Origin of the sequence: Pseudomonas iranensis, from assembly GCF_014268585.2 — a bacterium.
Lineage (GTDB): Bacteria > Pseudomonadota > Gammaproteobacteria > Pseudomonadales > Pseudomonadaceae > Aquipseudomonas > Aquipseudomonas iranensis.
In genome coordinates this window covers 2,107,469-2,134,410 of the sequence record NZ_CP077092.1, presented here as the reverse complement: position 1 = coordinate 2,134,410, position 26,942 = coordinate 2,107,469, and the positions used below count along the sequence as shown (strand labels likewise).

Sequence of the window (26,942 nt, the reverse complement as noted above, 5' to 3'; positions counted from 1 at the left end):
CATGTGGGAGCGAGCCTGCTCGCGAAGACGTCCTTCCAGACTACAAACTCAACTCTCTATTAGAGGCCTTGAGAAATTCCTGTTTCAGCTCTTCAAAGGTATGCACCGCCGGAAACTGCGGAAACTCGCGAATCACGTTGTCCGGCGCATGGAACAGAATCCCTGCGTCCGCCTCGCCGAGCATGGTCGTGTCGTTGTATGAATCCCCCGCCGCGATTACCCGGTAGTACAGGCTCTTGAACGCCAGCACCGACTGACGCTTGGGATCTTTCTGGCGCAGTTGATAGCCCGTCACCCGACCGTTTTCGTCAGTGATCAAGCGATGGCAGAGCAAGGTCGGGAAGCCCAGCTGGCGCATCAGCGGCTGCGAGAATTCATAAAAAGTGTCCGAGAGAATCACCACCTGAAAGCGCTCGCGCAGCCAGTTGACGAACTCCACCGCGCCATCCAGCGGTTTCAGTGTGGCGATGACTTCCTGAATGTCCGAGAGCTTGAGGCCGTGCTCATCGAGGATGCGCAAACGCTGCTTCATCAATACGTCGTAATCGGGAATGTCCCGGGTGGTGGCCTTGAGGGAGTCGATTCCGGTTTTTTCGGCGAAGGCGATCCAGATTTCCGGTACCAGTACCCCTTCAAGATCCAGGCAAGCAATTTCCACAAGACACTCCCGTTTGTAGTGATTATTGAGTCGAGCGAGGCCGAACTCTAGCGTTTGCACCCGAGGCGCGCAACGCAGAGGACGCCCCGGGCGCGGCAGCTTTTTGTTACCATCGGCCCCCTATAGAGCGCCCGAGCGCCATTGACCTGTAGGAAGCCGCCCTGATGAGCCCAACGTTCGACGTCGTGGAACTCGCCACGACCTATGCCAACAAATCCGCCCAGGACATCCTCAAGCTCGCCTTCGCCGAGTTCGGCGATGACTTGTGGATATCTTTCAGCGGCGCCGAGGACGTGGTGCTGGTGGACATGGCGTGGAAGCTGAACAAGAACGTCAAAGTGTTCAGCCTCGACACCGGCCGCCTGCATCCGGAGACCTACCGCTTCATCGAGCAGGTGCGCGAGCATTACCAGATCGATATTGAAATTGTCTCGCCGGACTACACGAAACTCGAGCCGTTCGTGAAGGAAAAAGGCCTGTTCAGCTTCTATAAAGATGGCCACGGCGAATGCTGCGGCATCCGCAAGATCGAGCCGCTGCGGCGCAAGCTGTCCGACGTCAAAGCCTGGGCCACCGGCCAGCGCCGCGACCAGAGCCCGGGCACCCGCAGCGCTGTGGCGGTGCTGGAAATCGACACAGCCTTCTCGACACCGGAACGCACCCTGTACAAGTTCAACCCGCTGGCGCAGATGACCAGCGAGGAGATCTGGGGCTACATCCGCATGCTCGAACTGCCGTACAACAGCCTGCACGAGCGCGGTTTCATCAGCATCGGCTGCGAACCCTGCACCCGCCCGGTGCTGCCGAACCAGCACGAGCGCGAAGGCCGCTGGTGGTGGGAAGAAGCCACGCAGAAAGAATGCGGACTGCATGCCGGGAATATCATCAGCAAGAGCAAGGTTTGATCCCCCATTTATAGAAAGACCTGTGGGAGCGAGCCTGCTCGCGAAAGCGCAGTTCCAGTCAACGTTTCAGTTGCCTGATCCGCCGCTTTCGCGAGCAGGCTCGCTCCCACATTGATATGTGCCAGGCACTCAAAAGGTGTACACAAGGTTGTCACCATCGGTGCCATTTATGTGTGCACTTTCAGTTCTGCCGCCCTAAAAAGTTACACTCCCCAGCAGAATCCCCATCTGCTTGCCCCTCTGCAAATTCCCTCCCCTGAAAAAAATTCCTGTCCAATCGATCAATTTATATCGCCTGTTTTTCAGCCACTTATGCCGCATTGATAACTATTCGAAATGAGCCCTGCCGCATATAGATTGGCAACTGGCACAAATCTGGCTTTATCGCATACATGTTTTGTATACAAAACTGCAAAACATGCACACTTTCGATCCGCAAGCCTGAAGCGCCCTATCCCGTACAGGCTGCAGATGCCCCGTAACCAGTGATGTTTTCACCGCCGCGACGAAGATTTGTCGAGCCTGAGCGCTCATGCACAGTCATCGCGGTGGCGAACGTCAGGAGCCTGCCGGAATGCGTACAAGTCTTTCGAATAACATCGCGCTGAATCTGCCCTCCTCCACGCTCGATCAACCGCTGCCCGATGACGGGCTGAGCGAGCCGCTGCAACTAAGCCCGCGCCTGCACAACAGCGATCTGGCGCCGACCAAAGCCGAAGGGCGACGCTGGGGCCAGTACAGCATCTTCGCCCTGTGGACGAATGATGTGCACAACATCGCCAACTACTCGTTCGCCATCGGCCTGTATGCGTTGGGCCTGGGCGGCTGGCAGATTCTGTTGTCGCTGGGGATTGGCGCGGCGCTGGTGTACTTCCTCATGAACCTGTCCGGGTACATGGGGCAGAAAACCGGGGTGCCTTTTCCGGTGATCAGCCGGATCAGTTTCGGCATTCACGGTGCGCAAATTCCTGCATTGATCAGGGCGGTGATCGCCATCGCCTGGTTCGGTATTCAGACGTACCTCGCCTCGGTGGTATTCCGCGTCCTGCTGACCGCCGTGCATCCGGGCTTTGCCGAATACGATCACAACTCGATTCTCGGCCTGTCGACTCTGGGCTGGGTGTGCTTCGTTGCCATCTGGCTGGTGCAACTGGCGATCCTCGCCTACGGCATGGAGATGGTGCGCCGTTACGAGGCGTTTGCCGGGCCGGTGATTCTGCTGACCGTTGCTGCCCTCGCCGGGTGGATGTACTTCCAGGCCAACGCGACCATTGCCTGGTCGATCCGCGAGCCGCTGACCGGTGGCGAGATGTGGCGCAACATCTTCGCCGGCGGCGCGTTGTGGCTGGCGATCTACGGCACGCTGATCCTCAACTTCTGCGATTTCGCCCGTTCTTCGCCGTGCCGCAAAACCATCAAGGTGGGAAATTTCTGGGGTTTGCCGGTGAATATTCTGGTATTCGCCGCGATTACCGTGCTGCTCTGTGGCGCGCAGTTCCAGATCAACGGGCGGATCATCGAAAGCCCGACCGAAATCATCGCCTCGATCCCCAACACATTCTTTCTGGTGCTCGGCTGCCTGGCTTTTCTGATCGTCACCGTCGCGGTGAACATCATGGCCAACTTCGTCGCCCCGGCGTTCGTCCTCAGCAACCTGGCGCCGAAGTACCTGACCTTCCGCCGCGCCGGGTTGATCAGCGCGACCATCGCTGTACTGATTCTGCCGTGGAACCTCTACAACAGCCCGCTGGTGATCGTGTATTTCCTGTCGGGCCTCGGCGCCCTGCTCGGCCCGCTGTACGGGGTGATCATGGTCGACTACTGGCTGATCCGCAAAGGCCGGATCAACGTGCCGCAGCTCTACAGCGAAGATCCCAACGGCGCTTATTACTACAGCCGTGGCATCAATTTCCGCGCGGTGGCGGCGTTTATTCCTGCAGCGCTGATCGCCATCGTCCTGGCCCTGGTACCTGGTTTCCACAGTGTTTCGCCGTTCTCCTGGCTGATCGGTGCCGGTATCGCCGGCATGCTTTACCTGATCATCGCCAAACGCCAGACGCATTACGCCGAAGTCAGCGGCGAATGCATCGCTGTGGATAACGTCAGCCACTGATCCCTTCGCGGCCCGGTTTTCGGGCCGCACCACTGCCCGCAATAAGGATTTTCCATGCGTATTCTCGTGGTCAACGTCAACACCACCGAATCCATCACCGACGCCATCGCCCGCTCGGCGCAGGCCGTCGCTTCACCCGGTACCGAAATCGTCGGCCTGACCCCGTACTTCGGCGCCGAATCGATTGAAGGCAATTTCGAAAGTTACCTGGCCGCCATCGCCGTTATGGATCGGGTGATGGCTTACGACCAACCCTTCGACGCCGTGATTCAGGCCGGCTACGGCGAACATGGCCGCGAAGGCTTGCAGGAATTGCTCAACGTGCCGGTGGTGGACATCACCGATGCGGCGGCCAGCACCGCGATGTTTCTCGGCCATGCCTACTCGGTGGTGACCACGCTGGATCGCACCGTGCCGCTGATCGAGGATCGGCTGAAATTGTCCGGCCTGTGGGATCGCTGTGCCTCGGTGCGCGCCAGCGGTCTGGCGGTTCTGGAGCTGGAACACGAACCGCAGCGCGCACTGGAAGCGATCGTGCAGCAGGCCGAACTGGCGGTGACCCAGGACAAGGCCGAGGTGATTTGCCTGGGCTGCGGCGGCATGGCCGGGCTGGATGAACAGATCCGTCGGCGCACCGGCGTGCCGGTGGTGGATGGCGTGACAGCGGCGGTGACAATTGCCGAATCGCTGGTGCGCTTGAAGTTATCGACGTCGAAGGTGCGCACTTATGCGACGCCACGGCCGAAGAATATTGTTGGCTGGCCGGGGCGGTTTGCTCGCTGAGTTATCCATTCGAAACCGAGTTGCCCTTTTCGCGAGCAGGCTCGCTCCTACATTTGCACCGCGTCTCCCTGTGGGAGCGAGCCTGCTCGCGAATGCAAACGACTCGGTCCCAAGCCTTACTTAGATGGCACTAAACCGCCGCCCCAGTCCCTGCTCAGCAAACTGTTCAATCACGAAATCCACAAACGCCCGGGTCTTCCCCGGCAATAATTTGTGCTCGGCGTAATAAATCGAAATGTTGCCGTCATCGACAAACCAGTCCGGCAGCACCCGCTGCAACGTCCCTGCCTGGAGATACGCGACCGCAAACGGCATGCTCACCAGCGCAATGCCCAAACCTTGCATCGCCGTTGCACAGGCAGCCTCGGAATCACTCATGGTCATCCGCGCCCGCAACGTCAGCGGACTGTGTTGCTGATCGCGGTGAGTCAGTTGCCAGGAACGCACGCGCCCGGTCTGCGGTGAGCGAATCAGAATGCCGTCGTGTTGCCTGAGGTCATCGGGGTGGCTGATCGGCGCATGTTTTTGCAGATAGTCCTCCGATGCCACCAACACTCGATGTGCCGGCGTCAGCTTGCGCGCAACCACGCCTTGTGGCAGTTCAAAGCCGCCACCAATCGCCGCGTCGAAGCCCTGCCCGATCAGGTCGACCTGACGGTTATCGAAATGCCAGTCCGGGTTGATCGCTGGATAACGCTGCAGAAACTCACCGAGCAGCGGCACGATATACAGACGGCCGAACACCGTACCCATGCTGACTTTCAGCGTGCCAGCCGGTTGCCCGCCGGCACTGGCCAGATTGGCCACGGCATTCTGGATGGTGGTCAGGCTGGCGCTGACTTCACTCAAAAACAGCTGCCCCGCTTCGGTCAGGGTCAGGCTGCGTGTACTACGCTGGAACAGCCGCACGCCAAGCCGCGCCTCCAGTTTCGCCACGCTCTTGCCGACCGCCGCCGGGGTCAGGCTCAAGCGTCGCGCGGCTTCGGCAAAGCTGCCGACTTCGGCGCTGCGCACAAAGCATTCGATACTGCTGAATGTTTCCATGGTCGCCACTATAAACTTCTGGTTTACACAGACTATAGCAATCATGGTCTACCCGGTTGTCGATGCCACGCCGATACTCGGCACCAACACCAAGGCATTCCGCCTTGAACACTTGGAGATCGAACATGACCACTCAACACCTCAGCGGCAAAGTCGCTCTGATTCAAGGCGGTTCGCGCGGCATCGGCGCAGCCATCGTCAAACGCCTGGCCGCTGAAGGCGCCGCCGTCGCTTTCACTTACGTCAGCTCCGCCGCCAAAGCCGAAGAACTGCAGAACAGCATCACCGGCAACGGCGGCAAAGCCTTGGCGATCAAGGCTGACAGCGCCGATGCCAGCGCGATTCGCCACGCCGTCAGCGCCACCGTCGAAGCGTTTGGCCGGCTGGACATTCTGGTCAACAACGCCGGCGTACTGGCCATCGCGCCGCTGGAAGATTTCAAACTGGAAGACTTCGATCAGACTTTGGCCATCAACGTGCGCAGCGTGTTCATTGCTTCGCAGGAAGCGGCGAAACACATGGGCGAAGGCTCGCGGATCATCAACATCGGCAGCACCAACGCCGACCGCATGCCCTTCGGCGGTGGCGGCGTGTACGCGATGAGCAAATCGGCACTGGTCGGCCTGACCAAAGGCCTGGCCCGCGATCTCGGCCCACGGGGCATCACCATCAACAACGTGCAACCTGGCCCGGTCGACACCGACATGAACCCGGCCCACGGCGAATTCGCCGACAGCCTGATCCCGCTGATGGCCGTCGGTCGTTACGGCACCGCCGAAGAAATCGCCAGCTTCGTCGCCTACCTGGCCGGGCCGGAAGCCGGTTACATCACCGGTGCCAGCCTGACCATCGACGGTGGTTTCGGCGCCTGACAGACCGGCAAGAAAAAACGCCGCCCTTCTTTATAGCAAGGGCGGCGTTTTCGCGTGAACGGTCAAGCCAGCTCCAGCGTCGGCAAGCCAAAGGCGCTGGGCATAAATGCTTTCAGCGAACGAATAATGCCGTCAGCGTGAGCATATTTCTCATCGGCCATCGCCGCGTCGGGGATGGCGATTGCGGTCATGCCTGCCGCTTTCGCGGCGGTGACGCCGAAGGGCGAATCCTCGAACACCAGACAATCCCCGGGCGCGACGCCCAAACGCCTGGCAGCGGTGAGGAAAATATCCGGCGCCGGTTTGGCCGCGCCGACTTCCGGATCGTCCGCCGTGACGATGAAATCGAACAGCGCAAACCAGTCGCGATGCAAAGTGGTTTTCTGCCCGAACGACTGGCGCGACGAACTGGTGCCCACCGCGATCGGGATGTTGTGCGCCTTGAGGTGACGCACCAGCGCTTCGGCCCCCGGCATCGCCTGCGCTATGGGGAAACGCTCGCGCATCAGCGGCTCGCGGATCTGCAGAAATTCTTCCGGAGTGATCGGTAACTCCAGCGCCTGCACCACGTAGTTGGCCAGATCATTGGCACCGCGACCAATGATGTTCTGCTTGACGCTCCAGTCGAAGGTTTTCCCGTAGCGCCCGGCAATCAGCGAGGTGACCTCGGTGTAAATGCCCTCGGTGTCGAGCAGCAAACCGTCCATATCGAAAATCACGGCCTTGATCGGGCCGAACGTCTTCAGCGGTGCATTCATCATCGGATCCGTTAACAAAGACATCCCGGGCGACAGGCTACGTGCCGCAACGCGGATCTGATTAATGGGTTCAGCAGCATAGCGAGGCCGGTGGACATTGAGCAACGGGCAATGCCATCGACGCCTTTTCGCATTTAGCGAAAACTCCTACAGACACTGCCTACTTCCCCGACTTCTTTCCTTTTTGATCCCCCGCAAAGTCCGCGCTCCCGTTTCTTCATATGCGCGAGCGACTGCGAATGTTTCAACCCGATCAGCTCCTGGCCCTGAACAACAGCATCGGACTGCTGGTTGTGGCCGCCCTGAATCCCCAGCAGCCCGATTTCGAAGCGCTGATCGATGAGTTCCGCCTGTGCCTGAATAACTACGACGCCTGGGCCGAGCAGTTCTGGACCGGGACCGCGCTGGACATCGAGCAGGTGTTCAAGGTTGGCAATGACGTACAACTGAGCGCGCCGATCACCTCGCGCGCACCTGTCAGTTCATCGGTGGTCATGTGTTCGGCCAACGGGCCGCTGACCCTGGTGCATCTGTTCGAAACCGCGCGTTTCGTGCCGATCGGCGACACCCCGGTGACCCTCGAACCGCTACTCAGCGACGTCGACGGCGTACAGACCTTCGGCGAACCAAAGCGCTACACCATTGGCCCGAGCGGGATCCTCGAGGTGACCGATTGCATGCGCGGCCAGCGCTATCGCGTCACCTTCTTTCCCGATGTTTCTACCGACCATGTCCGCACCCTGTATGCCTCATATGAAGGCGTGATTGCCGGTCTTGAAGGTTGGCTGCGCAGCGAATGGACAGGCTTCCAACCGCAATGGACGGAGTTTTCCAGCGCCGGTTTTCTTGATCGTTACGGGCAGTTGCAACGGGCCGATTGGCGCGGTCTGGAAAAAGCCCTGAATGGCGTCTGGGATGACATTCAACAGCTGTTTGCCCTCCTCGCCGACCTGCAGGAGCACAGCGCAAAGCTCCTCGAATATCTGAGCGAAGTCGAACTCGAGGCGCTGCTTGCCGCTTCAAACGAAGCGATCGCCAACGCCTTGTTGATGCTCAGCGACGAGCCGTTGCTGTTCATTCATCTGGCCGCGTTCACCAGTTGGCTGAAGATGCTGCCGCCGCAATACCTCGCCGAGGTGGTGGCCGAAGTTCGCACCGAGTTGCTGATCAGCTTCCTGTTGATGCGCGTGGCGGGCGGTGCCGGCGTATCGCTGCGTTTGAGCAGCAATGTCCTGGCGAAAGTCAAGTCGCCACGGGCGCGGGAGTGGCTGGCAGCTTCTGCTTTACGCTTGGCGGAACTGACCTCAACGCCGGAACTCACGCAGCACGCCAGCACACTGAAGCCGCTGATGTTTCATGCGCGCGAGGTTGAGCTGAAGCCGACGCCGTCGATTCCGCTGAACATTCGCCAGGCCGACGCGGTGGTATTGAGCGTGCCGAATCCGGCACCACTCGCGCGGGAAAAATCCCAAGGCATGGCACGGCTTGAGCGCCACGAGCCCCACGACGACGTCCCCGACCAAGCAAAGAACCCCAACGGCGATGCCGCCGACTGCGTCCCCAATACCTGCAAAAACGGCTGCCCGGTGTCGATGGTCACCGGCGAAGAACTGCTGACCCTGACCGACGCCGTGCTCGATGGCGTGTTGCCCTTCGAATTCACCCGCTTGTACCGCAGCAGCGCGGTCGAGATCGACATCGGCCTGGGGTTCGGCTGGAGCCATACGCTCGCGCATCGCCTGTCCTTCGACGGCGATGGCGTGATCTGGATCGACCACGAAAACCGCCGCACCCGCTTTCCCCTGCCCAACGTCACGCGCCCAGCGATTCACAACAGCCTGTCGCGGGCGGCGATCTTTCTCGGCGATGAGCCGGAAGAACTGATCCTCGCCCTGGCCGGTGACAGCGCACGGTTCTATCACTTTCGCGCCGGCCGACTGACCGCGATCAGCGATGTCTACGGTAATCGTCTGACCCTGCAACGCGATCGCTCCGACCGCATACAGCGTCTGGACAACGGCGCCGGGCGCGCGCTGCTGTTGCGCTATGACCGCGCGCAACTGGTGGCGGTCGATTATCAGGTGTTCGTCCAGGGCGAGTGGACCACCGAACAAAACCTTGCCACCTACAGCTTCGATGCGCGGCAACGCCTGCTGGTCGCGACCAACGCGGTCGGCGACAGCGAGCGCTACGACTATGACGACCACCACGTCATCCTCCAGCGCCAGTTGACTGGCGGCGCGAGCTTCTTCTGGGAGTGGCAGCGCGAGGGCAAAGCCGCCCGCTGCGTGAGGCACTGGGCTTCGTTCTCGCAGATGAACACCCGTTACGTCTGGAACGATGACGACGCCAGCGTGACCGTGCATTACGTCGACGGTACCGAAGAAGTCTACGTCCACGACGAGCGCGCGCGGCTGGTGCGGCAGGTCGCGGCCGATGGCGGTGAGCAGCTCAAGGCCTATGACCAGCAGGGCCGGTTGATCGCTGAGCAGGATGCGTTGGGCGCGGTTACCGAATACCGCTACGACGAACTCGGACGGCTGATCGCGCTGATTCCACCGGACGATGCACCAACGTCCTACGAGTACCGCAACGGTTTTCTCTACAAGCGTTGCCGTGGTGATGCGGTGTGGATCTACCGGCGCAACGCTGAAGGCGCCGTTACTGAAGCAGTCGATCCCGACGGCCAGGTCACCCATTACTACTACAACCTGCGCGGGCAGTTGCTGTCGCTGCGTTATCCGGACAGCAGCCGCCACCGCTGGGTGTGGAACGAGCTGGGTCAGCTCATCGAAGAAACCCTGCCCGATGGCGGCGTGCGGCGCTTTTCCTACGATGCGCTGGGACGGCGGATTACCACCCAGGACGAATTTGGTGTTGTCAGTCGTCAGCAGTGGGACGCGGCCGGCCGACTGATCCTGACGACTTCTCCTACGGGCAGCACGCGCGCCTACAGCTACGGCGCCTACGGCCAGATCACCGCTGAGCGCGACGAGCTCGGGCGCATCACCCGCTACGAATATGACGACGACCTGCACCTGGTCTCGCGGCGGATCAATCCTGACGGCACCCGCGTGCAGTATCGCTATGACCATGCGCGGCTGTTGCTGACCGAGATTGAAAACGAATCGGGCGAAAAATACCGACTGGATTACACGCCGACCGGATTGATCCGACAGGAAATCGGGTTTGATGGGCGGCGCACGGCTTATGCCTACGACCCCAACGGGCATCTGCTGGAGAAGACCGAGTTCGGCGAGCAGGGTTTATCGCTGGTCACCCGGTACGAGCGCGACAAGGCCGGGCGTTTGCTGGTCAAAACCCTGCCCGATGGGATCAAGGTACGTTATGACTATGATCGCCTTGGCCGGTTAGTTGCCGTTGACGACGGCCAGAACCATCCGCTGGCCTTCGAGTATGACCGTCAGGATCGCTTGATCACCGAGCATCAGGGCTGGGGCACCTTGCGCTACGCCTATGACGCGTGCGGCCAGCTCAAACGCCTGCGCCTGCCGGACAACAGCAAGCTCGATTATCACTACGCCAAGGGCGGTGCGCTGTCGGCCATCGACCTTAATGGCACGCCGCTGACCCGGCATGTGTATCAGTCCGGTCGCGAGCAGCAACGCCAGCAAGGTCTGCTGCTCAGCGAATACTCCTACGACGATCAGGGCCGCTTGCTTGCCCACGCTGTAGGTCATCGCCACGCTTCGCTGTACCGCCGCGATTATGCCTACAGCGCCAACGGCAATCTCGAGCACATCGCCGACAGCCGCCACGGCCAGCGCACCTATGGCTACGACGCCCTCGACCGGTTGATCCGCGTACGTCACTCACGCGACGAACTGCCCGAATCCTTCGCCCACGACCCGGCCGGCAACCTGCTGATGCAGGACCGCCCCGGCCCTGCGCAGATCAAGGGCAATCGCCTGCTGATGCAGGGTGACCGTCATTACGACTACGACGCCTTCGGCAACCTGATCCGCGAACGCCGTGGCCACGGCCAGACCCTGGTCACCGAGTACCGCTACGACTGCCAGCACCGCCTGATCGGCCTGACCCGCCCCGACGGCCAGACCGCCACTTATCAATACGACGCCTTCGGCCGGCGCATCCGCAAAACCGTCGACGGCGCCGTCACTGAATTCTTCTGGCAAGGCGAACACCTCGTCGCCGAAAGCAGCGCCACGCAATACCGCAGCTTCCTCTACGAACCCGGCACCTTCCGCCCGTTGGCGATGCTCGATGGCAAAGGCCCGAAAAAAGCCTGCCCGTTCTACTACCAACTCGACCACCTCGGCACCCCGCAGGAACTCACCGACTACAGCGGCGAAATCGTCTGGTCCGCGCAATACGACGCCTACGGCAAAGTCGCTGCTGTGACCTTGGCCGGCGAAGACTACCTCGACCAACCGTTGCGTTTTCAGGGGCAGTACTTCGATGTTGAAAGTGGGCTGCATTACAACCGCCATCGGTATTACGACCCGAGGCTAGGGCGGTATCTGACCCCGGATCCGGTGAAGCTTGCGGGTGGGTTGAATCAGTACCAGTACGTGCCGAATCCGACGGGGTGGGTGGATCCGTTGGGATTGACGTCCAATTGCCCGCCGCCGAAGAAGCCTGGGTGTGAGGTGCCGGGGGCGAGTGATGGGGTTAAAGTTGATGAGGGGGAGCCGGACCTACCGGCCATTGCTCACGATATAGATCCACAAACTTTGAAGAGAGTACATACAATCGAGGGAAAGACCTCAACCAAGACAGTCGAGGACTATAAAAGCCAAATGCGTAACGGATACGACTCAGTGGAACCTATCGACGTCATAGAACATGACGGGAATTTATACATTCTGGACGGACACCATCGCGCAGCAGCTGCACGGCAAACTTCGACCAATGTGACAATCAGACTCATAACCGATCTCATAAAATACGACAGAACTCTAAACAGCATTGAAGATGTACTAGAGTCAGCAAACAACGTAGGTTTAGACAGATTGGAGCATCGCAGAAGAAGATGAGTGAACAAAGTGAAACTTTGGAGATCCTGATAAATGATTTTATCGCTATGGTTGAGTCCAGCACTCTGGTATTTGAGAGAAAATTTGGCACTCGAGATATTCGAAGGCTTTGGCGCACCAAGGCAATAAAGCGATGCGGGAGGGTCACTCGAGGCGTTAAATATGAATTGCATGGCATTGGCTGCCGAATCAACTTATCGACCGGAAGTGTAGATTTTAACTATGGCCCCAATGGTGAAATCAATGGATTTGATGTTTGGCGGCTATACAACTTCGCTCGCGAGAGACCATCAAAATATAAAAAATATTGCGACAAAAAAATTATCGAAAAAGAGTTAGAAGAATATATAAATCTAAAAAAAATAAAAAAATTGTCAGCCATAAGTAACCTATATGTATTAGCCGACTCAAAAGAAATCGATTAGACCTCACCACAAAAAGGGCCTGCTCACTCAGGCCCTCAAAACCAAATCGAAACTTTCAATCCACCCTACTCCCCTCACTGCTCATCCCCATCCTCCTCATACTCCATATCCGCCTCATCCGCATCATTCAACGGCACCGTCGCATCATCCATCAGCGACCCGGGATCTTCATTCCCCGGATCATTGATAAATGGCAATCCACTCGGGCCCTTCTCTTCTTTGCCTTCGGTTTCAGGAGTCATGGCGCACCTCTTGCTCGTGTGGGATATATGACGTTCGAAAAGCCCTATCGCCAATCGTTCCGCTGCCTGACGGCCAGACACAAAAAACCCGGCGCCAGGCCGGGTTGTCGTTGATCAATCAGCGATGTTTATTTTTGTGTTTGTTCTTGTGCTTGTGGCCGCCGGAATGAGATCCGCCGTCGTCGTCGCCAAGATTGTTACCTACCGCGCCGCCTGCTGCACCGCCCAGGCCCGCGCCGATGGCGGAGCCGGTGGAGCCGCCGAGGCTGTTGCCGACGACCGAGCCGCCTGCCGCGCCAAGACCGCCGCCGATCGCGGCTTCGGTGCGGTTGCGTTTGTTCGCGCCGACGGCACTGCCCGCCGCGCCGCCAACACCTGCGCCGACCGCTGCGCCCGTGCTGCCGCCGAGTTGTCCGCCAACCACATTACCCAGCGCACCGCCGAGACCACCGCCTACGGCAGCGGTGCCATCTCCGGCCGCCATCGCGCCCTGCGCCACGACCAAGCCAAAAAACAGTGCAGATAATGACAATCGCATATGAACCTCGCAGTTCCCGAAACGGGACAATCCGCCCAAGCGGGGCGTATGCAGATTGGAGATGATTTCGCACGAAACGTTCAGCCATGAAAAAGCCCGACATCGAGTCGGGCTTTTTCTGACATGCCATCAGCCTCAGTGGCGCTTGTGACCTTTGCCCAGGTTGCTGCCGACGGCACCGCCGGCCGCGCCGCCCAGACCTGCACCGATGGTGGCGCCGTTGCGGCCGCCCAGGCTGTTGCCGATCACCGAGCCACCGGCTGCACCGACACCGCCGCCGATCGCCGCTTTGGTGCGGCTGCCCTTGCGTGCGGCGACTGCGCTGCCCGCTGCGCCCGCGACGCCAGCGCCAATGGCGGCACCGGTGCTGCCGCCCATTTTCTGACCGACCACGTTACCCAGCGCGCCACCCAGGCCACCGCCCAGCGCCGCGGTGCCATCACCGGCAGCCATCGCACCTTGAGCAACCAGAAGGCCAAGAACCAGAGCAGGCAGTGTTAAACGCATGACGAAAACCTCAAATAAACGGGATGACGAAAAGGAGCGGGATTTAATGCCCTCGGCGCAGGAAAGTCCAGACGCCGGCGGCAGCGTCGATTGGACCGCGATCAGGGAAAAGGTTTTATGCCGGGCAAAAAAAAGCCCGCTGGGGAGACGGGCTGGAGACTTGCTTTCTAACGGATGGCTTCACACTACGTTGGCCAACGTGAAAAGTTTGTGAAAAAAAACCGACATTAATGTCAACGCCCGCCCCCTCATTCTTGCGCCCATAAAAAACCCCGTTCAGTGACGGGGTACTGGATGAAATCACTTTCTGGTCCTTGCCGTGACCTTGGGCAGGAATTTCGCTTTCGGCCCTTTCGGGGCTGTAGATTTGATTTTTCCGATGCTGACCGGATCCTCGCCAAACCCCGACTGATACTCCGACTGACCGCAGCGCACACAGTTGTTGAATGAAAACTCAGCGCCATCATCTTCGATAAATGGACCTGACATAGACTCTCCCCTACGCAACCGGGCCGACACCGGCAAAACAGTTTTGCCTGGAAAATATCGTCCCTCAGCGTTTTTGAGACTAGCTGGTCACTACTGGACTTGCCGTCCAGAAAGGCTGATCACCGACGAATGGAAAAAAGTGTCGCGAGCGATCATTCGCTAAAGATTTCCATCGAACGGCCGCTGCCCTTATTCCTACCAATGAATCTCAAGGAGAGATCATGCAGATCAATGGATTCCCGAACATGCCAGTCGTAAAACTCACGGACGAGCAGATCGCTGCCGGCAAGGCCGGTGCGGAAAAACTCAAGGAAAAGATCGCCTCGGGTGAAATCACCATCAAATACCCGGACAAACCGCTTCTGCAGCCGGGCGTCGTCTACCATCCCAGCGAGCCCGCACCATCGGCGCAGCCTGACGGGACACCGCCCCTCGTTGCCATCGATACACCGCTGACCTATGACTCAAGAGGCGCTGTGTTGCTCAAGCCTCAAGGCTGATTGACGCGAAAAAAGCCCATTCCTCGTGCGAGTGGGCTTTGTCTTCATAGCAATGATCAACGCAGCTTCACCGCCGTTCCGGTGACAAACACCACGACCATGCCACCCTTGCCTGCCGGCATGCTGATCTCAAAATCCACGCCGACCACCGCGTCAGCCTGCAATGCCCGCGCTCGATCTTTCAGTTCGTCGGTTGCCTGAATGCGTGCTTCTTTAAGAGCCCGCTCCAACGTCTGCGAGCGCCCGCCAAAAAAGTCGCGCATGCCGGCGAACATATCGCGGATCACGTTGACCCCTTGCACAGACTCGGCGCTGACAATGTCCAGATAGGCCGTGATCTGCCGCCCCTCGACGGAATGAGTGGTGGAAATGATCATGAAAGTCGTCCTTTTACTGCAAAAGTGAAGGCGGCGATTGTAACGCGGCACCAGGCCTGGCACCCGTGCCTCAATTAGATTTAACCACCCACAATTGATCCAGTTTCGTTGTAAAACTCGAACTCATCATCTCCCGCCGCATGCCCCAGGCAGGATCCGCCGGCACGCTCCCCGCTCGCAACGTTCCATGCCCCCAGCGCTGATTGATCTGGTCCAGCACGACCATCACCCTCTCCGCCGCTTGGGGTTGCGTTTGAGCAAACAGGTCTTCGGTAAATTCTCCGGGCTGTCGCAGATCCATCAACAGCACCTCAGCCTTGCTGTACTTGAACCCCGGCCGGAATAATCGATCGATCGCTTCGCTCGCGACCTTGCTCAGCAATCGCACATCATTGGTCGGATAAGGCAGCTCGATCAGCGCGCCGTTGGCGTACTTGGCCTCCTCGGGATTAAACATGCCGGTGCGGATACTCACGCGGATTTTCTTGCACAGCGAATTCTGCGCACGCAGCTTTTCCGCCGCTCGATGCACATAAGTCGCCACGGCTTCCTTGATCGGTTCGATGGTAGTCAAACGGTTGCCAAACATGCGGCTGCTGCAAATTTCCTGCTTCGGCGGTTCTGTTTCCGACAGTTCCAGACAGGATGTGCCACCCAGTTCGCGCGCGGTCTTCTCGATCACCACGCTGAACTTGCGCCGCAGTGTCCACGGATCGGCCTTCGCCAGGTCCATCGCGCTTCTGATCTGCATGCTTTCCAGATGAGCTTTCATCCGCCGCCCGACGCCCCACACTTCACCGACATCGGTATTGCGCAGCACCCAGTCGCGTTTGGACGGATCGCAGATGTCGACCACGCCGCCGGTATGCGCTTGCAAGCGTTTGGCAGTGTGGTTGGCGAGCTTGGCCAGCGTTTTCGTGGGGGCGATGCCGACGCCCACAGGGATGCCGGTGCGCTTATAAACAGCAGAGCGGATGGTGCGGCCAAACGCGGTCAGGTCCCCAGGGATGCCGCTGAGATCGGCGAACGCCTCATCAATGCTGTACACCTCGACGGCCGGCACCATGGATTCGATGATCGTCATCACCCGTTCGCTCATGTCGCCGTACAAGGCGTAATTACTGCTGAACACCTGAATGCCGTGGCGGCGCAGATCATCACGAATCTGAAAGTACGGCGCGCCCATTTTCACAAAGGGCTTGGCGTCATAACTGCGCGCAATCACGCAGCCATCGTTATTGCTCAGCACGACAATCGGCGTCTTCGCCAGATCGGGCCGGAACACTCGCTCACAGCTGGCATAGAAGCTGTTGCAATCGATCAGCGCGAACACCTGCTCACGATTTGCCATGGTCGCGCACGCTGTAAGTGACCACACCCCAGATCACCAACTCATCCCCTTCCATCACGTAGCGAGGCGGATATTTGCTGTTGGCCGAAAGAAGGATGATGGTGTTGTCGCGCATGTGCAGACGCTTGCAGATGGGTTCGGAGTTGAGACCGGCGATGACAATATCGCCGTGCTCGGCATTCAGGCTGCGATCGACGATCACCAGATCACCGCAAAATATCCCCGCGTCCTGCATGCTCTCGCCTTCGATCTTCGCCAGATAAACGTGCGGTGCACGAATATCAAAAACCTCGTCCAGAGAGATGTGCTTTTCAATGTGATCAGCCGCCGGCGAAGGAAAACCGGCGGGAATCCGAAACGAATACAGCGCAAGCTTTTCGCCCGCGCCTGACAAAGGGCCGAGGATGGTGACACTCATGATACGAACCTGATAGTGAATTTACTGTATGCACATACAGTAAACTCGGGACGGTTCGGGGGGTCAATGAGGCGTGTAGGAGATTTCGACGGGTGACAGGGTTTTGTACAACTTCTACTGAGAGTCAGATTTCGCCACTACGCGTGGACCTCACGATCGAGCACGTCTGCAACCCATTGATTGATGCTCTTATGGGCTAGCTGCGCCTTCACAGCGACCGTCGCATGCAGCGCTGGCGCCAAGCGCAGGCTGAGATTCCCCGAATAGGGTTTCTGCGGTGCGCGACCGAGCCTGGCGCAGGTATCGAGATAATCAGTCACGGCCTCCTGGAACGCGTTCCGCAGCTCTGCGACCGACTCACCATGGAATCCGACGACGTCCTTGATACCGGCGATATGGCCGACGAAGAGGCCGTCTTCGTCACTGTATTCAATACGGGCGGCATAGCCGTTGTAGTTCATTACGTTCACGGGATGACTCCTGCTTGCTCAAGAAAAGCCCGAGCGTCGCGCACCTGATAGGGCTTTGCTTCTTTGTCTGGGTGGGGCCGGTGAAAAGTCACCACCACACCGTTCAATTCAAAGCGCACTCTTGAACCATTGCCTTCAATGGTCTGGGCGCCCACTGCGCCGAAGAGCGATTCCATACGCACCCACTCCAAGTTATTCGGGACCGGCCTTGAAAAAATAGCTTTGAGCGTGCCGCGCTGTTTGTTGTTCATGGTATTAGATCATGATACCGCGATGGTAGGGCAACTGGGGCAAACCGCAATTACGAGGAGAAAGCCTGCTTTCTGCGAGAAACGTATTTCCTGATGAAGTCGCTGCAGACTGGTACGGCATCAGGATAACGAGAGACTCAATGCGCGGTTGTAGGCAAATTCTCGGAGTTGTGTGAGGAAGAGCGACTTTTCCGTTTCCGACAGGCAGAGTTCTTTTCCGAGTACCAGAATTGGGGAACCGCGATATAGCACAGATATTTTGGCGAGAAAAAGGTGAGGGAGCTGTGCTCTTGGCGCACCATCCAAGACACAAAAAAACCGACACTGAGTCGGGTTCGTTTTATTAGTCGTTTTTTGGCTTCCAGAAACACAAAACCCCTGAAAACTTTAACGTTTTCAGGGGTTTTGTCGTTTCAAATTTGGCGGTGAAGGAGAGATTCGAACTCTCGATACAGTTTCCTGTATACACACTTTCCAGGCGTGCTCCTTAAGCCACTCGGACACTTCACCGTATCTCTGCAGACATGTTCTGTCTGTCGAGGCGCGCTAATGTAGTCGAAAGCTTTTCCGATGGCAAACTTTTTTTCAGAATTTTCATGCGCTTAAGAGAGCGCGATGCTTTCATCCGAGAGGAGCGATGGCAAACCCGCCAATCTCAGGTTATCGACGCGCTTCCTTATAGGGGGCAACACGCGTGGCGCGCTGGCCGAAGCGCAAAACGGTGACTGACAGGTCAGTCACGGCGCTTTACCTGGCCTGCGGCGGTGGGTAACGTCTGCCCATCTTTCTAATAAGGAATAGCGTCATGAGCGAGTTGATTGCCTACCACCTCGAAGACGGTATCGCGACCCTGACCCTGAACAATGGCAAGGTCAACGCGATTTCTCCGGATGTGATTGCGGCGTTTAACGCGGCGCTGGATCAGGCGGTGGCGGATCGCGCGGTGGTGATCATTACCGGGCAGCCGGGGATTCTCTCCGGTGGTTATGACCTCAAGGTGATGACCGCCGGCCCGAAAGAAGCCGTTGCGCTGGTGACAGCCGGTTCGACGCTGGCCCGCCGCCTGCTCTCTCACCCGTTCCCGGTGATCGTCGCTTGCCCGGGACACGCTGTGGCCAAGGGTGCTTTCCTGCTGTTGTCCGCCGATTACCGCATCGGTGTCGATGGCCCGTTCAACATCGGTCTGAACGAAGTGCAAATCGGCATGACCATGCACCACGCCGGTATCGAGCTGGCGCGTGATCGCTTGCGGCGTTCGGCTTTCCATCGCTCGGTGATCAATGGCGAGATGTTCGATCCGCAAAGTGCCGTTGATGCAGGCTTCCTCGACAAAGTCGTCACAGCCGAAGAATTGCAGGGCGCCGCGCTGGCTGCCGCGCGGCAGTTGAAGAAGATCAACATGCTCGCGCACAAGAACACCAAGCTGAAAGTGCGCAAGCAACTGCTGGAAACTCTTGACGACGCCATCCTGCAGGATCAGCAACATCTGGGGTGACTCGTCCAGGATCTGCCGGTAAGTGAATAGCCCGACCCTCGTGTCGGGCTTTTTCTTACGTCACACGTCGAAGATTCGCGGAAAGCTCTAGGACGCGCCTGACAGGCAAGACTGAAACATGCGCTTAAACATCGGCCATCTCCGGACTCTATAGCGGCAATTGCCGAAAACAGTGCACATCCGTACACTGCGCCACCTTTTGTCCCGGTGGGCCTGCAAAAATGCTGTTTGTGTTTCGTATGTTGTTGATGGGCCTGCATTTTATTCTGGCCGGCGTGCTCGGCGTGATCCTTGGACTGTGCCGCCCGTTCAACCCGGACAACAGCCGACTCTGCGCCCGCCTCTACGCTTTACCGGCGATGTGTATCTTGCGTTTGCGGGTCAGGTCCGAGGTCAACGGCTTGATGAACAAGCCCGACAGTTGCGTGATCATTGCCAACCATCAGTCCAACTACGATCTGTTCGTGTTCGGCAATGTCGTCCCGCGCCGTACCGTGTGTATCGGCAAAAAAAGCCTGAAGTGGGTGCCGTTGTTCGGCCAGTTGTTCTGGCTGGCCGGCAATGTGTTGATCGACCGTGGCAATGCGCACAAGGCGCGGCAGTCGATGCTGACGACGACCCACACCTTGCAGAACGAAGACACCTCGATCTGGGTATTCCCGGAAGGCACCCGCAACCTCGGTGAAGATTTGCTGCCGTTCAAGAAAGGCGCATTCCAGATGGCAATTGCCGCCGGCGTGCCAATCGTTCCGGTGTGCGTGAGCAGCTACATCAAACACATGCGCCTGAATCGCTGGCGCAGCGGCAACGTTCTCATACGTTCCTTGCCAGCAATTCCTACAGCCGGTTTAAGCATGGATGACATGCCCATGCTCATCGAGCGATGCCGCGAGCAGATGCGTGAGTGCATTGAGTCGATGGATCTGCAATTGCAAGCCGCTTAAAAAACAAACCCGCCCTGTGCGGGTTTTCTTTTGCCGGGTGAACTGTACAAGTTTCACTGACTCTCAAGCATCGACACGGCTAAGCTGAAGCCTTGTAACCCCTGCCATCTGCCAAGAAGAAGTGAACCACCACCATGGGTCGAGTTGTTGCTGCTGCGGTGTACAGCGAAGGCAAGAAAGTCACCAATATCACGCTTGATGAAGGCGCCGCCTGGGCCGCCAGACCCGGCCATTTCGTCTGGATCGGCCTGGAAGAGCCGGACGCACAGGAGCTGTTCAACCTGCAACGCCAGTTCAATCTGCACGAGCTGGCCATCGAAGATGCGCTGGAAAAACACAGCCGGCCAAAACTGGAAACCTTTGGTGACGCTCTGTTTATCGTCACCTACTCGCCCGTTCGCGAACACGGCGTTTTGCAATTCATCGAGACGCATATCTTCGCCGGCAAAGGCTACATCATCACCGCGCGCAACGGCCACTCTGCGTCCTACGCCCAGGTGCGCCAACGCTGTGAGGCGCGTCCGCTGCTGCTCGAGCACGGGGAAGATTTTGTCCTGTATGCGCTGCTCGATTTCGTCATCGAGAATTATCAGCCGGTGGGCGAAGCGATTCACGCCGAGATTGATGAGCTGGAACGCAACGTGCTGTGCAGCGCCCTCAACGAGCGAGACATCCAGAAGCTGCACGGTTTGCGCCGTGACGTGGTGCGCTTGCGCCGATATGCGGCGCCGATGGTGGAAATCGGCGAAGAGCTGCAAAAGCTCAGTTTCCCGTTCATCGACAAGAACATGCGCCCGTACTTTCGCGATGTGCAGATTCACGTGACACGGCAGATGGAAGACCTCAGTACGCTGGCGGACATTGCCAGCCAGACCATCGAGATTGGCGTGTTGCTCGAGGCATCACGGCAGAGCGTGGTGCAGCGCAAGTTTGCGGCGTGGGCGGCGATTCTGGCGTTCCCCACAGCGGTGGCGGGGATTTACGGGATGAATTTCCAGAACATGCCCGAGTTGACCTGGCACTACGGCTATTTTGCGGTGCTGGGGTTTATTGCGGTGGGGTGTGTGAGTTTGTGGGCTAGTTTCAAGCGGTCGGGGTGGTTGTAGCCGGGACCGCGTTGCCCCGGCGATTCGCGAGCAGGCTCGCTCCCACAGGGATTGTGGGAGCAGGCCCTTTTAGCGTTGAGCCGTTTCTGGTTTGTGCGCCACAAAGCGCATCATCCACTCCGCAACGGTCGCGCCATGATGCTCCTGCTCAAGGCTCGCGACACCCTTGCTGTAGATCTGCGAACCCAGCGCTTCCTGGCGCAGATCGAGCAGCGCGCGCGAGTAATCGTGAATGAATTCCGGGTGGCCCTGGAAGCACAGCACCTGGTCGTTGATGTGATAAGCCGCGAACGGGCAGAAATCGCTGGAGGCGATGACTGTCGCGTTTTCCGGTAGTTCGGTGACCTGATCCTGGTGGCTGATCAGCAGTGTCAGCTCTTCGCGCACCGGGCTCATCCACGGCGCCTTGGCTGCCAGCTGATAGCTGTGAGTGCCGACTCCCCAACCCTGGGAGGCCCGCTCGCTCTTGCCACCAAGCAGCAGCGCCAGCAATTGATGGCCAAAGCACACGCCGAGCAATTTGTCGCCGCGTTCGTAGCGATTCAGAAGATAGGTCTTGAGGGTCTGGATCCACGGATCCGTGCCGAACGAATCGGCCTTGCTGCCAGTGACCAGGTACGCATCGAAAGTCTCATCGTCACTTGGATACTCACCCTTCACCACGTTATAGACAGTGAACTCAGCAGCAATCGGTTGTTGCGAGAACAGGCGCTGGAACATCTGCCCATAGCCCTGATATTGGTCAATCAATTCGGGCCGCAGGATGTCGGTTTCGAGAATGCAGATGCGCAGCGACATAAAAAATACCTGACACGTGATGGGAATAATGAACACCCCAGAGCCTGCCTTGAAACACGTGGCCAAGGCAAGCCCCGAAATGCTCGCTGGCCCTAGAACATTTCACCCTTCGCCGCTTTGTCCAGCAACAGCGCTGGCGGGGTAAAGCGCTCGCCGTATTGCTCGGCCAGATACTGCGCGCGGGCGATGAAGTCCTTCAGGCCATACTGGTTGATGAACTGCAGCGCACCGCCGGTCCATGCGGCGAAACCGATACCGAAGATCGAGCCGACGTTGGCGTCCGCCGTCGAGGTCAGCACGCCCTCCTCCACACAGCGCACGGTTTCGATGGCCTGCACAAACAACAGCCGATCACGCACATCCTTCGCAGAGATCTGTCCGTCTGCCTTCTCGAAGCGCGTTTTCAGCTCCGGCCATAAATGCTTCTGGGCACCGGCTGGATACTCATAAAAACCGCCTCCGGCAGCTTTACCCGGTCGCTTGAATTCATTGAGCATCAAGTCAATCACGGCAAAGGCCGGGTGCTCAATCAGCGGTTTCCCTTCAGCCTGTAGGTCCTTGGCCGTCTGTTGACGGATATGGCTCATCAGGCTGAGGGAAACTTCGTCGGAGATTGCCAGAGGCCCGACCGGCATCCCGGCCTTGCGCGCTTCGGTCTCGATCATCGGCGCACTGACGCCCTCGCCGAGCATGGCAATGCCTTCGTTGGTGAATGTGCCGAACACCCGCGAGGTAAAGAAGCCGCGACTGTCGTTGACCACGATCGGAGTTTTCTTGATTTGCAGCACGAAATCGAAACCGCGAGCGAGAGTTTCGGCGCTGGTCTGCGCACCTTTGATGATTTCCACCAGCGGCATTTTTTCTACCGGACTGAAGAAATGCAGGCCGATGAATTTGCTTTGATCGGCCACCGCCGTCGCCAGACCGGTGATCGGTAGCGTCGACGTATTGGAAGCAATGACCGCTTCGCCGCCCACGACCTGTTGCGCGGCGGCGGACACCCTGGCTTTGAGTTGGCGATCCTCGAACACCGCTTCGATGATCAGATCGCAACCGGCCAGATCGGCATCGCTTTCGCTCGCAACGATTCGCGCCAGCACCGCTTCGCGCTGTTCGGCGGTCATTTGGCCACGGGCAACTTTCTTGTCCAGCAGCGCAGCGGAATGCGCTTTGCCTTTCTCGGCAGCGGCGAGGTTGATGTCCTTGAGCACGACGTCGATACCGGCCGAGGCGCTGACGAACGCGATGCCTGCGCCCATCATTCCGGCGCCGAGCACACCGACTTTGCGGGTTTTATAGGGCGCAAAACCTTGCGGTCTGGAACCGCCGGCGTTGATCTCGTTCAACTGGAACCAGAACGTACCGATCAGGTTTTTCGAGATTTGCCCGGTCGTCAGCTCGGTGAAGTAGCGGGTTTCGATCAGGTGCGCCGTGTCGAAATCGACCTGAGCGCCCTCCACCGCCGCGCACAGAATCTTCTCCGGCGCCGGCAGAGTGCCCTGGGTTTTCGCGCGCAGGATCGACGGCGCAATCGCCAGCATCTGCGCCACTTTCGGGTTCGATGGCGTGCCGCCGGGAATCTGGTAACCCTTGACGTCCCAGCGCTGCACTGCCGCCGGATTGGCCAAAATCCAAGCACGCGCCTTGGCCAGCAATTCATCTGGATCCGCTGCCAATTCATCAATCAGCCCGGCCTGCAACGCCTGTTGCGGGCGCACCTTCTTGCCTTCAAGCAAGTACGGCAGGGCTTTTTCGATGCCGAGCATGCGCACCATGCGCACCACCCCGCCGCCTCCCGGCAGCAGGCCCAAGGTCACTTCCGGTAGACCGAGTTGCACCGAGGCGTCATCAACAGCAATGCGGTGGTGACAGGCCAGGCAGATTTCCCAGCCGCCGCCCAGCGCAGCGCCGTTGATCGCCGCGACCACCGGTTTGCCGAGGGTTTCCAGGCTGCGCAATTGCGCCTTGAGGGTCAGCACCATGTCGTAGAAAGCTTTGGCTTCGGGCTTGCCGACCTTGATCAGTTCATTGAGGTCGCCGCCGGCAAAAAAGGTTTTCTTCGCCGAGGTGATGATCACTCCGGCAATGCTGTCTTTCTCAGCCAGCAAGCGGGCGACGCAAGCGGCCATGGCCTCGCGGTACACGGCGTTCATGGTGTTGGCGCTCTGGCCCGGCATATCCATGGTCAGCACGACGATACCGTCCTGGCCTTTTTCGTAACGAATGGCTTCGCTCATAACAAGGTTCCTTGAAGTCGGGGCTCAGAGGCGTTCGATGATGGTGGCAATGCCCATGCCGCCGCCGACACACAGCGTCGCCAGGCCGTAGCGCAGATGCCGCGCTTCCAGTTCATCAAGCAGGGTGCCGAGGATCGCGCAACCGGTGGCGCCCAGCGGGTGGCCCATGGCGATCGAGCCGCCGTTGACGTTGACCTTGCCGGGATCGACGGCCATGTCCTTGATGAATTTCAACACCACCGAAGCGAACGCTTCGTTGACCTCGAACAGATCGATGTCCTCCACGCGCAGTCCGGCCTTGGCCAGCGCTTTGCGAGTCGCCGGCGCCGGGCCAGTGAGCATGATGGTCGGATCTGTGCTGGTGACGGCCGTGGCGACGATGCGCGCGCGTGGCTGCAGCCCCAGCGCGCGGCCCTTGGCTTCGGAGCCGATGAGCATCAGCGCCGCACCGTCGACAATTCCGGAACTGTTGCCCGGCGTGTGCACATGGTTGATCCGCTCGACATGGCTGTAGACCCGCAACGCCGTGGCATCAAAGCCCATCTGCCCGATCATTTCGAAACTTGGCTTGAGCTTGCCCAGGCCTTCGAGGGTCGATTCGGCGCGGATGAACTCATCGTGATCAAGCAGGACGATGCCGTTCTGATCCTGCACCGGCACCAGCGACTTGTTGAAGGAGCCATCGGCCCGCGCTCGTGCGGCTTTTTGCTGCGAGTGCAGCGCGTAGGCATCGACGTCCTGGCGGCTGAAGCCTTCGAGGGTGGCGATCAGATCGGCGCCGACCCCTTGCGGGGTGAAATGGCTGTGCAGGTTGGTCTGCGGGTCCAGCGCCCAGGCGCCGCCATCGCTACCCATCGGCACCCTCGACATCGATTCGACGCCGCCAACCACCACCAGATCCTCGAAGCCTGAGCGCACTTTCATAGCGCCAAGATTCACGGCTTCCAGACCCGAAGCGCAGAAACGGTTGATCTGTACGCCGGCGACGCTGACATCCCAATCGGCTACTTGCACCGCCGTCTTGGCGATGTCGGAACCTTGATCGCCGATCGGCGTGACGCAGCCGAGAACCACATCATCGACCTGACTGGTATCCAGCGCCGTGCGCACCTGCAAGGCGTTCAGCAAACCGGCCACCAGGTTGACCGGCTTCACGCTGTGCAGCGCGCCATCGGCCTTGCCTTTGCCACGCGGGGTGCGCAACGCATCGAAAATCAAAGCTTCAGTCATGACGTCCTCGAACCTGATTTATTGGCACTTCACTTTCGCCCTGTGCCGGCTGGCAAGCAATGACCACTTTGCTCAAAGCGCTTGACGCACACGCTCAGACGGACGGTCATCCGGCATGAGGTGAACCGGTTCAGGTCGCCGAGTTGTCTAGCCAGCGGGCGGCAAAGAAGCTGGCAATACGCCTCATGCCGTTTTAAGAGCTTTTGCCAAGAACTCCATATGAAATGGATCTAAGCGAAGGCAGAGGCGGGCTCTAAGGTGAAGATGTACGCCATCGTCGTCGGGTTTTGCCGAGACGGGCGTCCTTCAACAGGAAGTGCAACGCGTGCCGTCAGGGATATGCAGTCAGGCATGCATCAGGAAATAACAATAAAGGCGGTCAAGCCATGTTCAAACAACCGAAAGTACGTCAAGCAGGACTCATTCTTTTCGCCACGACGCTGTTGTTGATCTTGCCGAATCTGACCAAGGTCATCGGCTGATTCAAACGTCGCGTGCTGTATATCGCCACTGAAAATGTGACTGGCCCGCTACCCGGGCCAGCGTGGTTGTGCCAACCTTTGCGCACTTCCACGACATGGACGGCGATCATTTGAAAACGCTCATTGCGCTCGGTGCCTTGTTGCTGAGCTTGCCCTTGTCTGCCGCACAACTGGATTTGCAGTTGGGGGCAAACAGCCGCACCTGGCAGACCGAAGAGCTGCTCAAACATCCTCAGCTGCAAACTCTCACGATCAACAATGATGTTTCCTACAAGAAGGACATGACCTATCAGGCTGTGCCTCTGGCCGCATTGCTGAAGGGGGTCAAGCCGGAGGATCACTTGCAAGCGGTGGCGCTGGACGGCTTTGCCGCAGAGTTGGCCGCCGCGCCCTTGCTGAACAAGGACGGCGCACGCGCATGGCTGGCAATCGAGGACCCGGCGCGGCCGTGGCCACCGCTGTCTGCCGGCAAGCACAGCGCCGGGCCGTTCTATCTGGTCTGGACCGATCCGCAGGCAGGTAATATCAGCCCCGAACAGTGGCCGTTCGAAGTCGCCAGCATCAAGCTGATGGCGCCGGTGGCCCAACGATTCCCTGCCCTGCTGCCCGATCCTGCCTTGAAGGCCGATGATCCGGTGAACAAGGGTTTTGCCCTGTTTCAGAAAAACTGCCTGGCCTGCCACCGGCTGAATGGTGCCGGAGACGCGCAGTTCGGTCCGGATCTGAATATTCCGTATAGCCCGACCGAGTATTTTGGGGCGGATTTCTTGAAGCGCTACATCCGCGATCCGCAGAGTTTGCGTCAGTGGCCGCAGGCGAAGATGCCGGGGTTTTCCGCGCAGGTGTTGCCGGATGGAGACCTTGAAATGCTGGTGGGCTATCTCAAGCACATGGCCGGCCGCAAAGCCAAGCCGTAAGCCTTAGGGTGTTA

26 protein-coding genes and 1 tRNA gene are annotated in these 26,942 nt (G+C 58.8%); 11 read left to right on the top strand and 16 right to left on the bottom strand.

The window, feature by feature from the left end; all coding sequences use genetic code 11:
• Positions 1-40: 40 nt before the first annotated feature.
• On the bottom strand, positions 41-658 hold the full coding sequence (thrH, locus tag HU724_RS09540; RefSeq protein ID WP_186565794.1) for a bifunctional phosphoserine phosphatase/homoserine phosphotransferase ThrH: 618 nt from the start codon (positions 656-658) through the stop codon (positions 41-43).
• Between the two features lie 164 nt (positions 659-822).
• Between thrH and HU724_RS09535 the strand changes: the two genes are divergently transcribed.
• The 3 genes from HU724_RS09535 to HU724_RS09525 all read left to right on the top strand — a co-directional run bounded on the left by HU724_RS09535 (position 823) and on the right by HU724_RS09525 (position 4,459).
• On the top strand, positions 823-1,563 hold the full coding sequence (locus tag HU724_RS09535) for a phosphoadenylyl-sulfate reductase (RefSeq protein WP_073473953.1): 741 nt from the start codon (positions 823-825) through the stop codon (positions 1,561-1,563).
• 574 nt (positions 1,564-2,137) lie between these two features.
• Positions 2,138-3,676 carry an NCS1 family nucleobase:cation symporter-1 gene (locus tag HU724_RS09530; protein ID WP_186565796.1) on the top strand — a complete coding sequence of 513 codons (1,539 nt, stop codon included), beginning with the start codon at positions 2,138-2,140 and terminating at the stop codon, positions 3,674-3,676.
• Positions 3,677-3,730: 54 nt separating this feature from the next.
• Positions 3,731-4,459 carry an aspartate/glutamate racemase family protein gene (locus HU724_RS09525; RefSeq protein WP_186565798.1) on the top strand — a complete coding sequence of 243 codons (729 nt, stop codon included), beginning with the start codon at positions 3,731-3,733 and terminating at the stop codon, positions 4,457-4,459.
• Between the two features lie 120 nt (positions 4,460-4,579).
• Here the strand turns inward: HU724_RS09525 and HU724_RS09520 are convergent, their stop codons facing one another.
• The gene (locus tag HU724_RS09520) at positions 4,580-5,503 is read right to left on the bottom strand and encodes a LysR family transcriptional regulator (protein ID WP_186565800.1); all 924 of its coding nucleotides are present in this window, start codon (positions 5,501-5,503) and stop codon (positions 4,580-4,582) included.
• Positions 5,504-5,628: 125 nt separating this feature from the next.
• Here HU724_RS09520 and HU724_RS09515 point away from each other — a divergent pair, with 125 nt between their 5' ends.
• The gene (locus HU724_RS09515; protein WP_073473945.1) at positions 5,629-6,375 is read left to right on the top strand and encodes a 3-oxoacyl-ACP reductase family protein; all 747 of its coding nucleotides are present in this window, start codon (positions 5,629-5,631) and stop codon (positions 6,373-6,375) included.
• Positions 6,376-6,437: 62 nt separating this feature from the next.
• On the opposite strand, the gene HU724_RS09510 is transcribed toward HU724_RS09515, so the two are convergent.
• Positions 6,438-7,133 carry an HAD-IA family hydrolase gene (locus tag HU724_RS09510; RefSeq protein ID WP_186565802.1) on the bottom strand — a complete coding sequence of 232 codons (696 nt, stop codon included), beginning with the start codon at positions 7,131-7,133 and terminating at the stop codon, positions 6,438-6,440.
• Between the two features lie 239 nt (positions 7,134-7,372).
• On the opposite strand from HU724_RS09510, the gene HU724_RS27810 reads away from it, so the two are divergent.
• Together HU724_RS27810 and HU724_RS09500 are read left to right on the top strand one after the other, a co-directional pair.
• Positions 7,373-12,151, top strand: coding sequence for an RHS repeat-associated core domain-containing protein (locus HU724_RS27810; protein WP_186565804.1), 4,779 nt, complete (start codon positions 7,373-7,375; stop codon positions 12,149-12,151).
• Positions 12,148-12,576: a DUF6896 domain-containing protein gene (locus HU724_RS09500; protein ID WP_076566856.1), complete on the top strand. Its 429-nt coding sequence runs from the start codon at positions 12,148-12,150 to the stop codon at positions 12,574-12,576. The genes HU724_RS27810 and HU724_RS09500 overlap by 4 nt, the downstream gene beginning before the upstream one ends.
• A gap of 74 nt (positions 12,577-12,650) precedes the next feature.
• Here the strand turns inward: HU724_RS09500 and HU724_RS09495 are convergent, their stop codons facing one another.
• From HU724_RS09495 to HU724_RS09480, 4 genes are all read right to left on the bottom strand, one after another.
• The gene (locus HU724_RS09495) at positions 12,651-12,818 is read right to left on the bottom strand and encodes a hypothetical protein (protein ID WP_016773805.1); all 168 of its coding nucleotides are present in this window, start codon (positions 12,816-12,818) and stop codon (positions 12,651-12,653) included.
• Positions 12,819-12,936: 118 nt separating this feature from the next.
• Positions 12,937-13,356, bottom strand: a complete 420-nt coding sequence (locus HU724_RS09490) for a glycine zipper domain-containing protein (RefSeq protein WP_024012287.1) — start codon at positions 13,354-13,356, stop codon at positions 12,937-12,939.
• Positions 13,357-13,491: 135 nt separating this feature from the next.
• Entirely contained in the window at positions 13,492-13,863 is a 372-nt protein-coding gene (locus tag HU724_RS09485; protein ID WP_016773803.1) for a hypothetical protein, read from the bottom strand.
• 300 nt (positions 13,864-14,163) lie between these two features.
• On the bottom strand, positions 14,164-14,352 hold the full coding sequence (locus HU724_RS09480; protein WP_024012286.1) for a hypothetical protein: 189 nt from the start codon (positions 14,350-14,352) through the stop codon (positions 14,164-14,166).
• 221 nt (positions 14,353-14,573) lie between these two features.
• On the opposite strand from HU724_RS09480, the gene HU724_RS09475 reads away from it, so the two are divergent.
• The gene (locus HU724_RS09475; protein WP_056784095.1) at positions 14,574-14,852 is read left to right on the top strand and encodes a hypothetical protein; all 279 of its coding nucleotides are present in this window, start codon (positions 14,574-14,576) and stop codon (positions 14,850-14,852) included.
• Between the two features lie 56 nt (positions 14,853-14,908).
• On the opposite strand, the gene HU724_RS09470 is transcribed toward HU724_RS09475, so the two are convergent.
• The 6 genes from HU724_RS09470 to HU724_RS09445 form a co-directional block, all read right to left on the bottom strand.
• Positions 14,909-15,229: a YbjQ family protein gene (locus HU724_RS09470; RefSeq protein ID WP_016773801.1), complete on the bottom strand. Its 321-nt coding sequence runs from the start codon at positions 15,227-15,229 to the stop codon at positions 14,909-14,911.
• Between the two features lie 70 nt (positions 15,230-15,299).
• Positions 15,300-16,580, bottom strand: coding sequence for a Y-family DNA polymerase (locus tag HU724_RS09465; protein ID WP_186565806.1), 1,281 nt, complete (start codon positions 16,578-16,580; stop codon positions 15,300-15,302).
• Positions 16,567-16,998 (bottom strand): LexA family protein, encoded by a 432-nt coding sequence (locus HU724_RS09460; RefSeq protein ID WP_016773799.1) that lies wholly within the window; start codon positions 16,996-16,998, stop codon positions 16,567-16,569. Before HU724_RS09460 ends, HU724_RS09465 begins: the two co-directional genes overlap by 14 nt.
• A 137-nt stretch (positions 16,999-17,135) precedes the next feature.
• Positions 17,136-17,468, bottom strand: a complete 333-nt coding sequence (locus tag HU724_RS09455; RefSeq protein ID WP_071171560.1) for a type II toxin-antitoxin system HicB family antitoxin — start codon at positions 17,466-17,468, stop codon at positions 17,136-17,138.
• The gene (locus tag HU724_RS09450; RefSeq protein WP_071171559.1) at positions 17,465-17,719 is read right to left on the bottom strand and encodes a type II toxin-antitoxin system HicA family toxin; all 255 of its coding nucleotides are present in this window, start codon (positions 17,717-17,719) and stop codon (positions 17,465-17,467) included. Before HU724_RS09450 ends, HU724_RS09455 begins: the two co-directional genes overlap by 4 nt.
• A gap of 420 nt (positions 17,720-18,139) precedes the next feature.
• Positions 18,140-18,229: transfer RNA gene (locus HU724_RS09445), tRNA-Ser, on the bottom strand.
• 295 nt (positions 18,230-18,524) lie between these two features.
• On the opposite strand from HU724_RS09445, the gene HU724_RS09440 reads away from it, so the two are divergent.
• The 3 genes from HU724_RS09440 to HU724_RS09430 all read left to right on the top strand — a co-directional run bounded on the left by HU724_RS09440 (position 18,525) and on the right by HU724_RS09430 (position 21,264).
• A complete protein-coding gene (locus HU724_RS09440; protein WP_186565808.1) occupies positions 18,525-19,214 on the top strand; it encodes a crotonase/enoyl-CoA hydratase family protein in 690 nt (229 codons plus the stop codon).
• A 221-nt stretch (positions 19,215-19,435) separates the two neighbouring features.
• Positions 19,436-20,158, top strand: a complete 723-nt coding sequence (locus tag HU724_RS09435) for a lysophospholipid acyltransferase family protein (RefSeq protein WP_186565810.1) — start codon at positions 19,436-19,438, stop codon at positions 20,156-20,158.
• A gap of 134 nt (positions 20,159-20,292) precedes the next feature.
• Positions 20,293-21,264, top strand: coding sequence for a magnesium and cobalt transport protein CorA (locus HU724_RS09430; RefSeq protein WP_186565812.1), 972 nt, complete (start codon positions 20,293-20,295; stop codon positions 21,262-21,264).
• Positions 21,265-21,333: 69 nt separating this feature from the next.
• Here HU724_RS09430 and HU724_RS09425 read toward each other — a convergent pair whose 3' ends face one another.
• The 3 genes from HU724_RS09425 to HU724_RS09415 all read right to left on the bottom strand — a co-directional run bounded on the left by HU724_RS09425 (position 21,334) and on the right by HU724_RS09415 (position 25,529).
• A complete protein-coding gene (locus HU724_RS09425) occupies positions 21,334-22,062 on the bottom strand; it encodes an amidotransferase (RefSeq protein WP_130887530.1) in 729 nt (242 codons plus the stop codon).
• Positions 22,063-22,154: 92 nt separating this feature from the next.
• Positions 22,155-24,299 carry a 3-hydroxyacyl-CoA dehydrogenase NAD-binding domain-containing protein gene (locus tag HU724_RS09420; RefSeq protein ID WP_186565814.1) on the bottom strand — a complete coding sequence of 715 codons (2,145 nt, stop codon included), beginning with the start codon at positions 24,297-24,299 and terminating at the stop codon, positions 22,155-22,157.
• 24 nt (positions 24,300-24,323) lie between these two features.
• Positions 24,324-25,529, bottom strand: coding sequence for an acetyl-CoA C-acetyltransferase (locus HU724_RS09415; RefSeq protein ID WP_186565816.1), 1,206 nt, complete (start codon positions 25,527-25,529; stop codon positions 24,324-24,326).
• Between the two features lie 577 nt (positions 25,530-26,106).
• Here HU724_RS09415 and HU724_RS09410 point away from each other — a divergent pair.
• Positions 26,107-26,928 (top strand): c-type cytochrome, encoded by an 822-nt coding sequence (locus tag HU724_RS09410; RefSeq protein WP_186566064.1) that lies wholly within the window; start codon positions 26,107-26,109, stop codon positions 26,926-26,928.
• Positions 26,929-26,942: the final 14 nt, after the last annotated feature.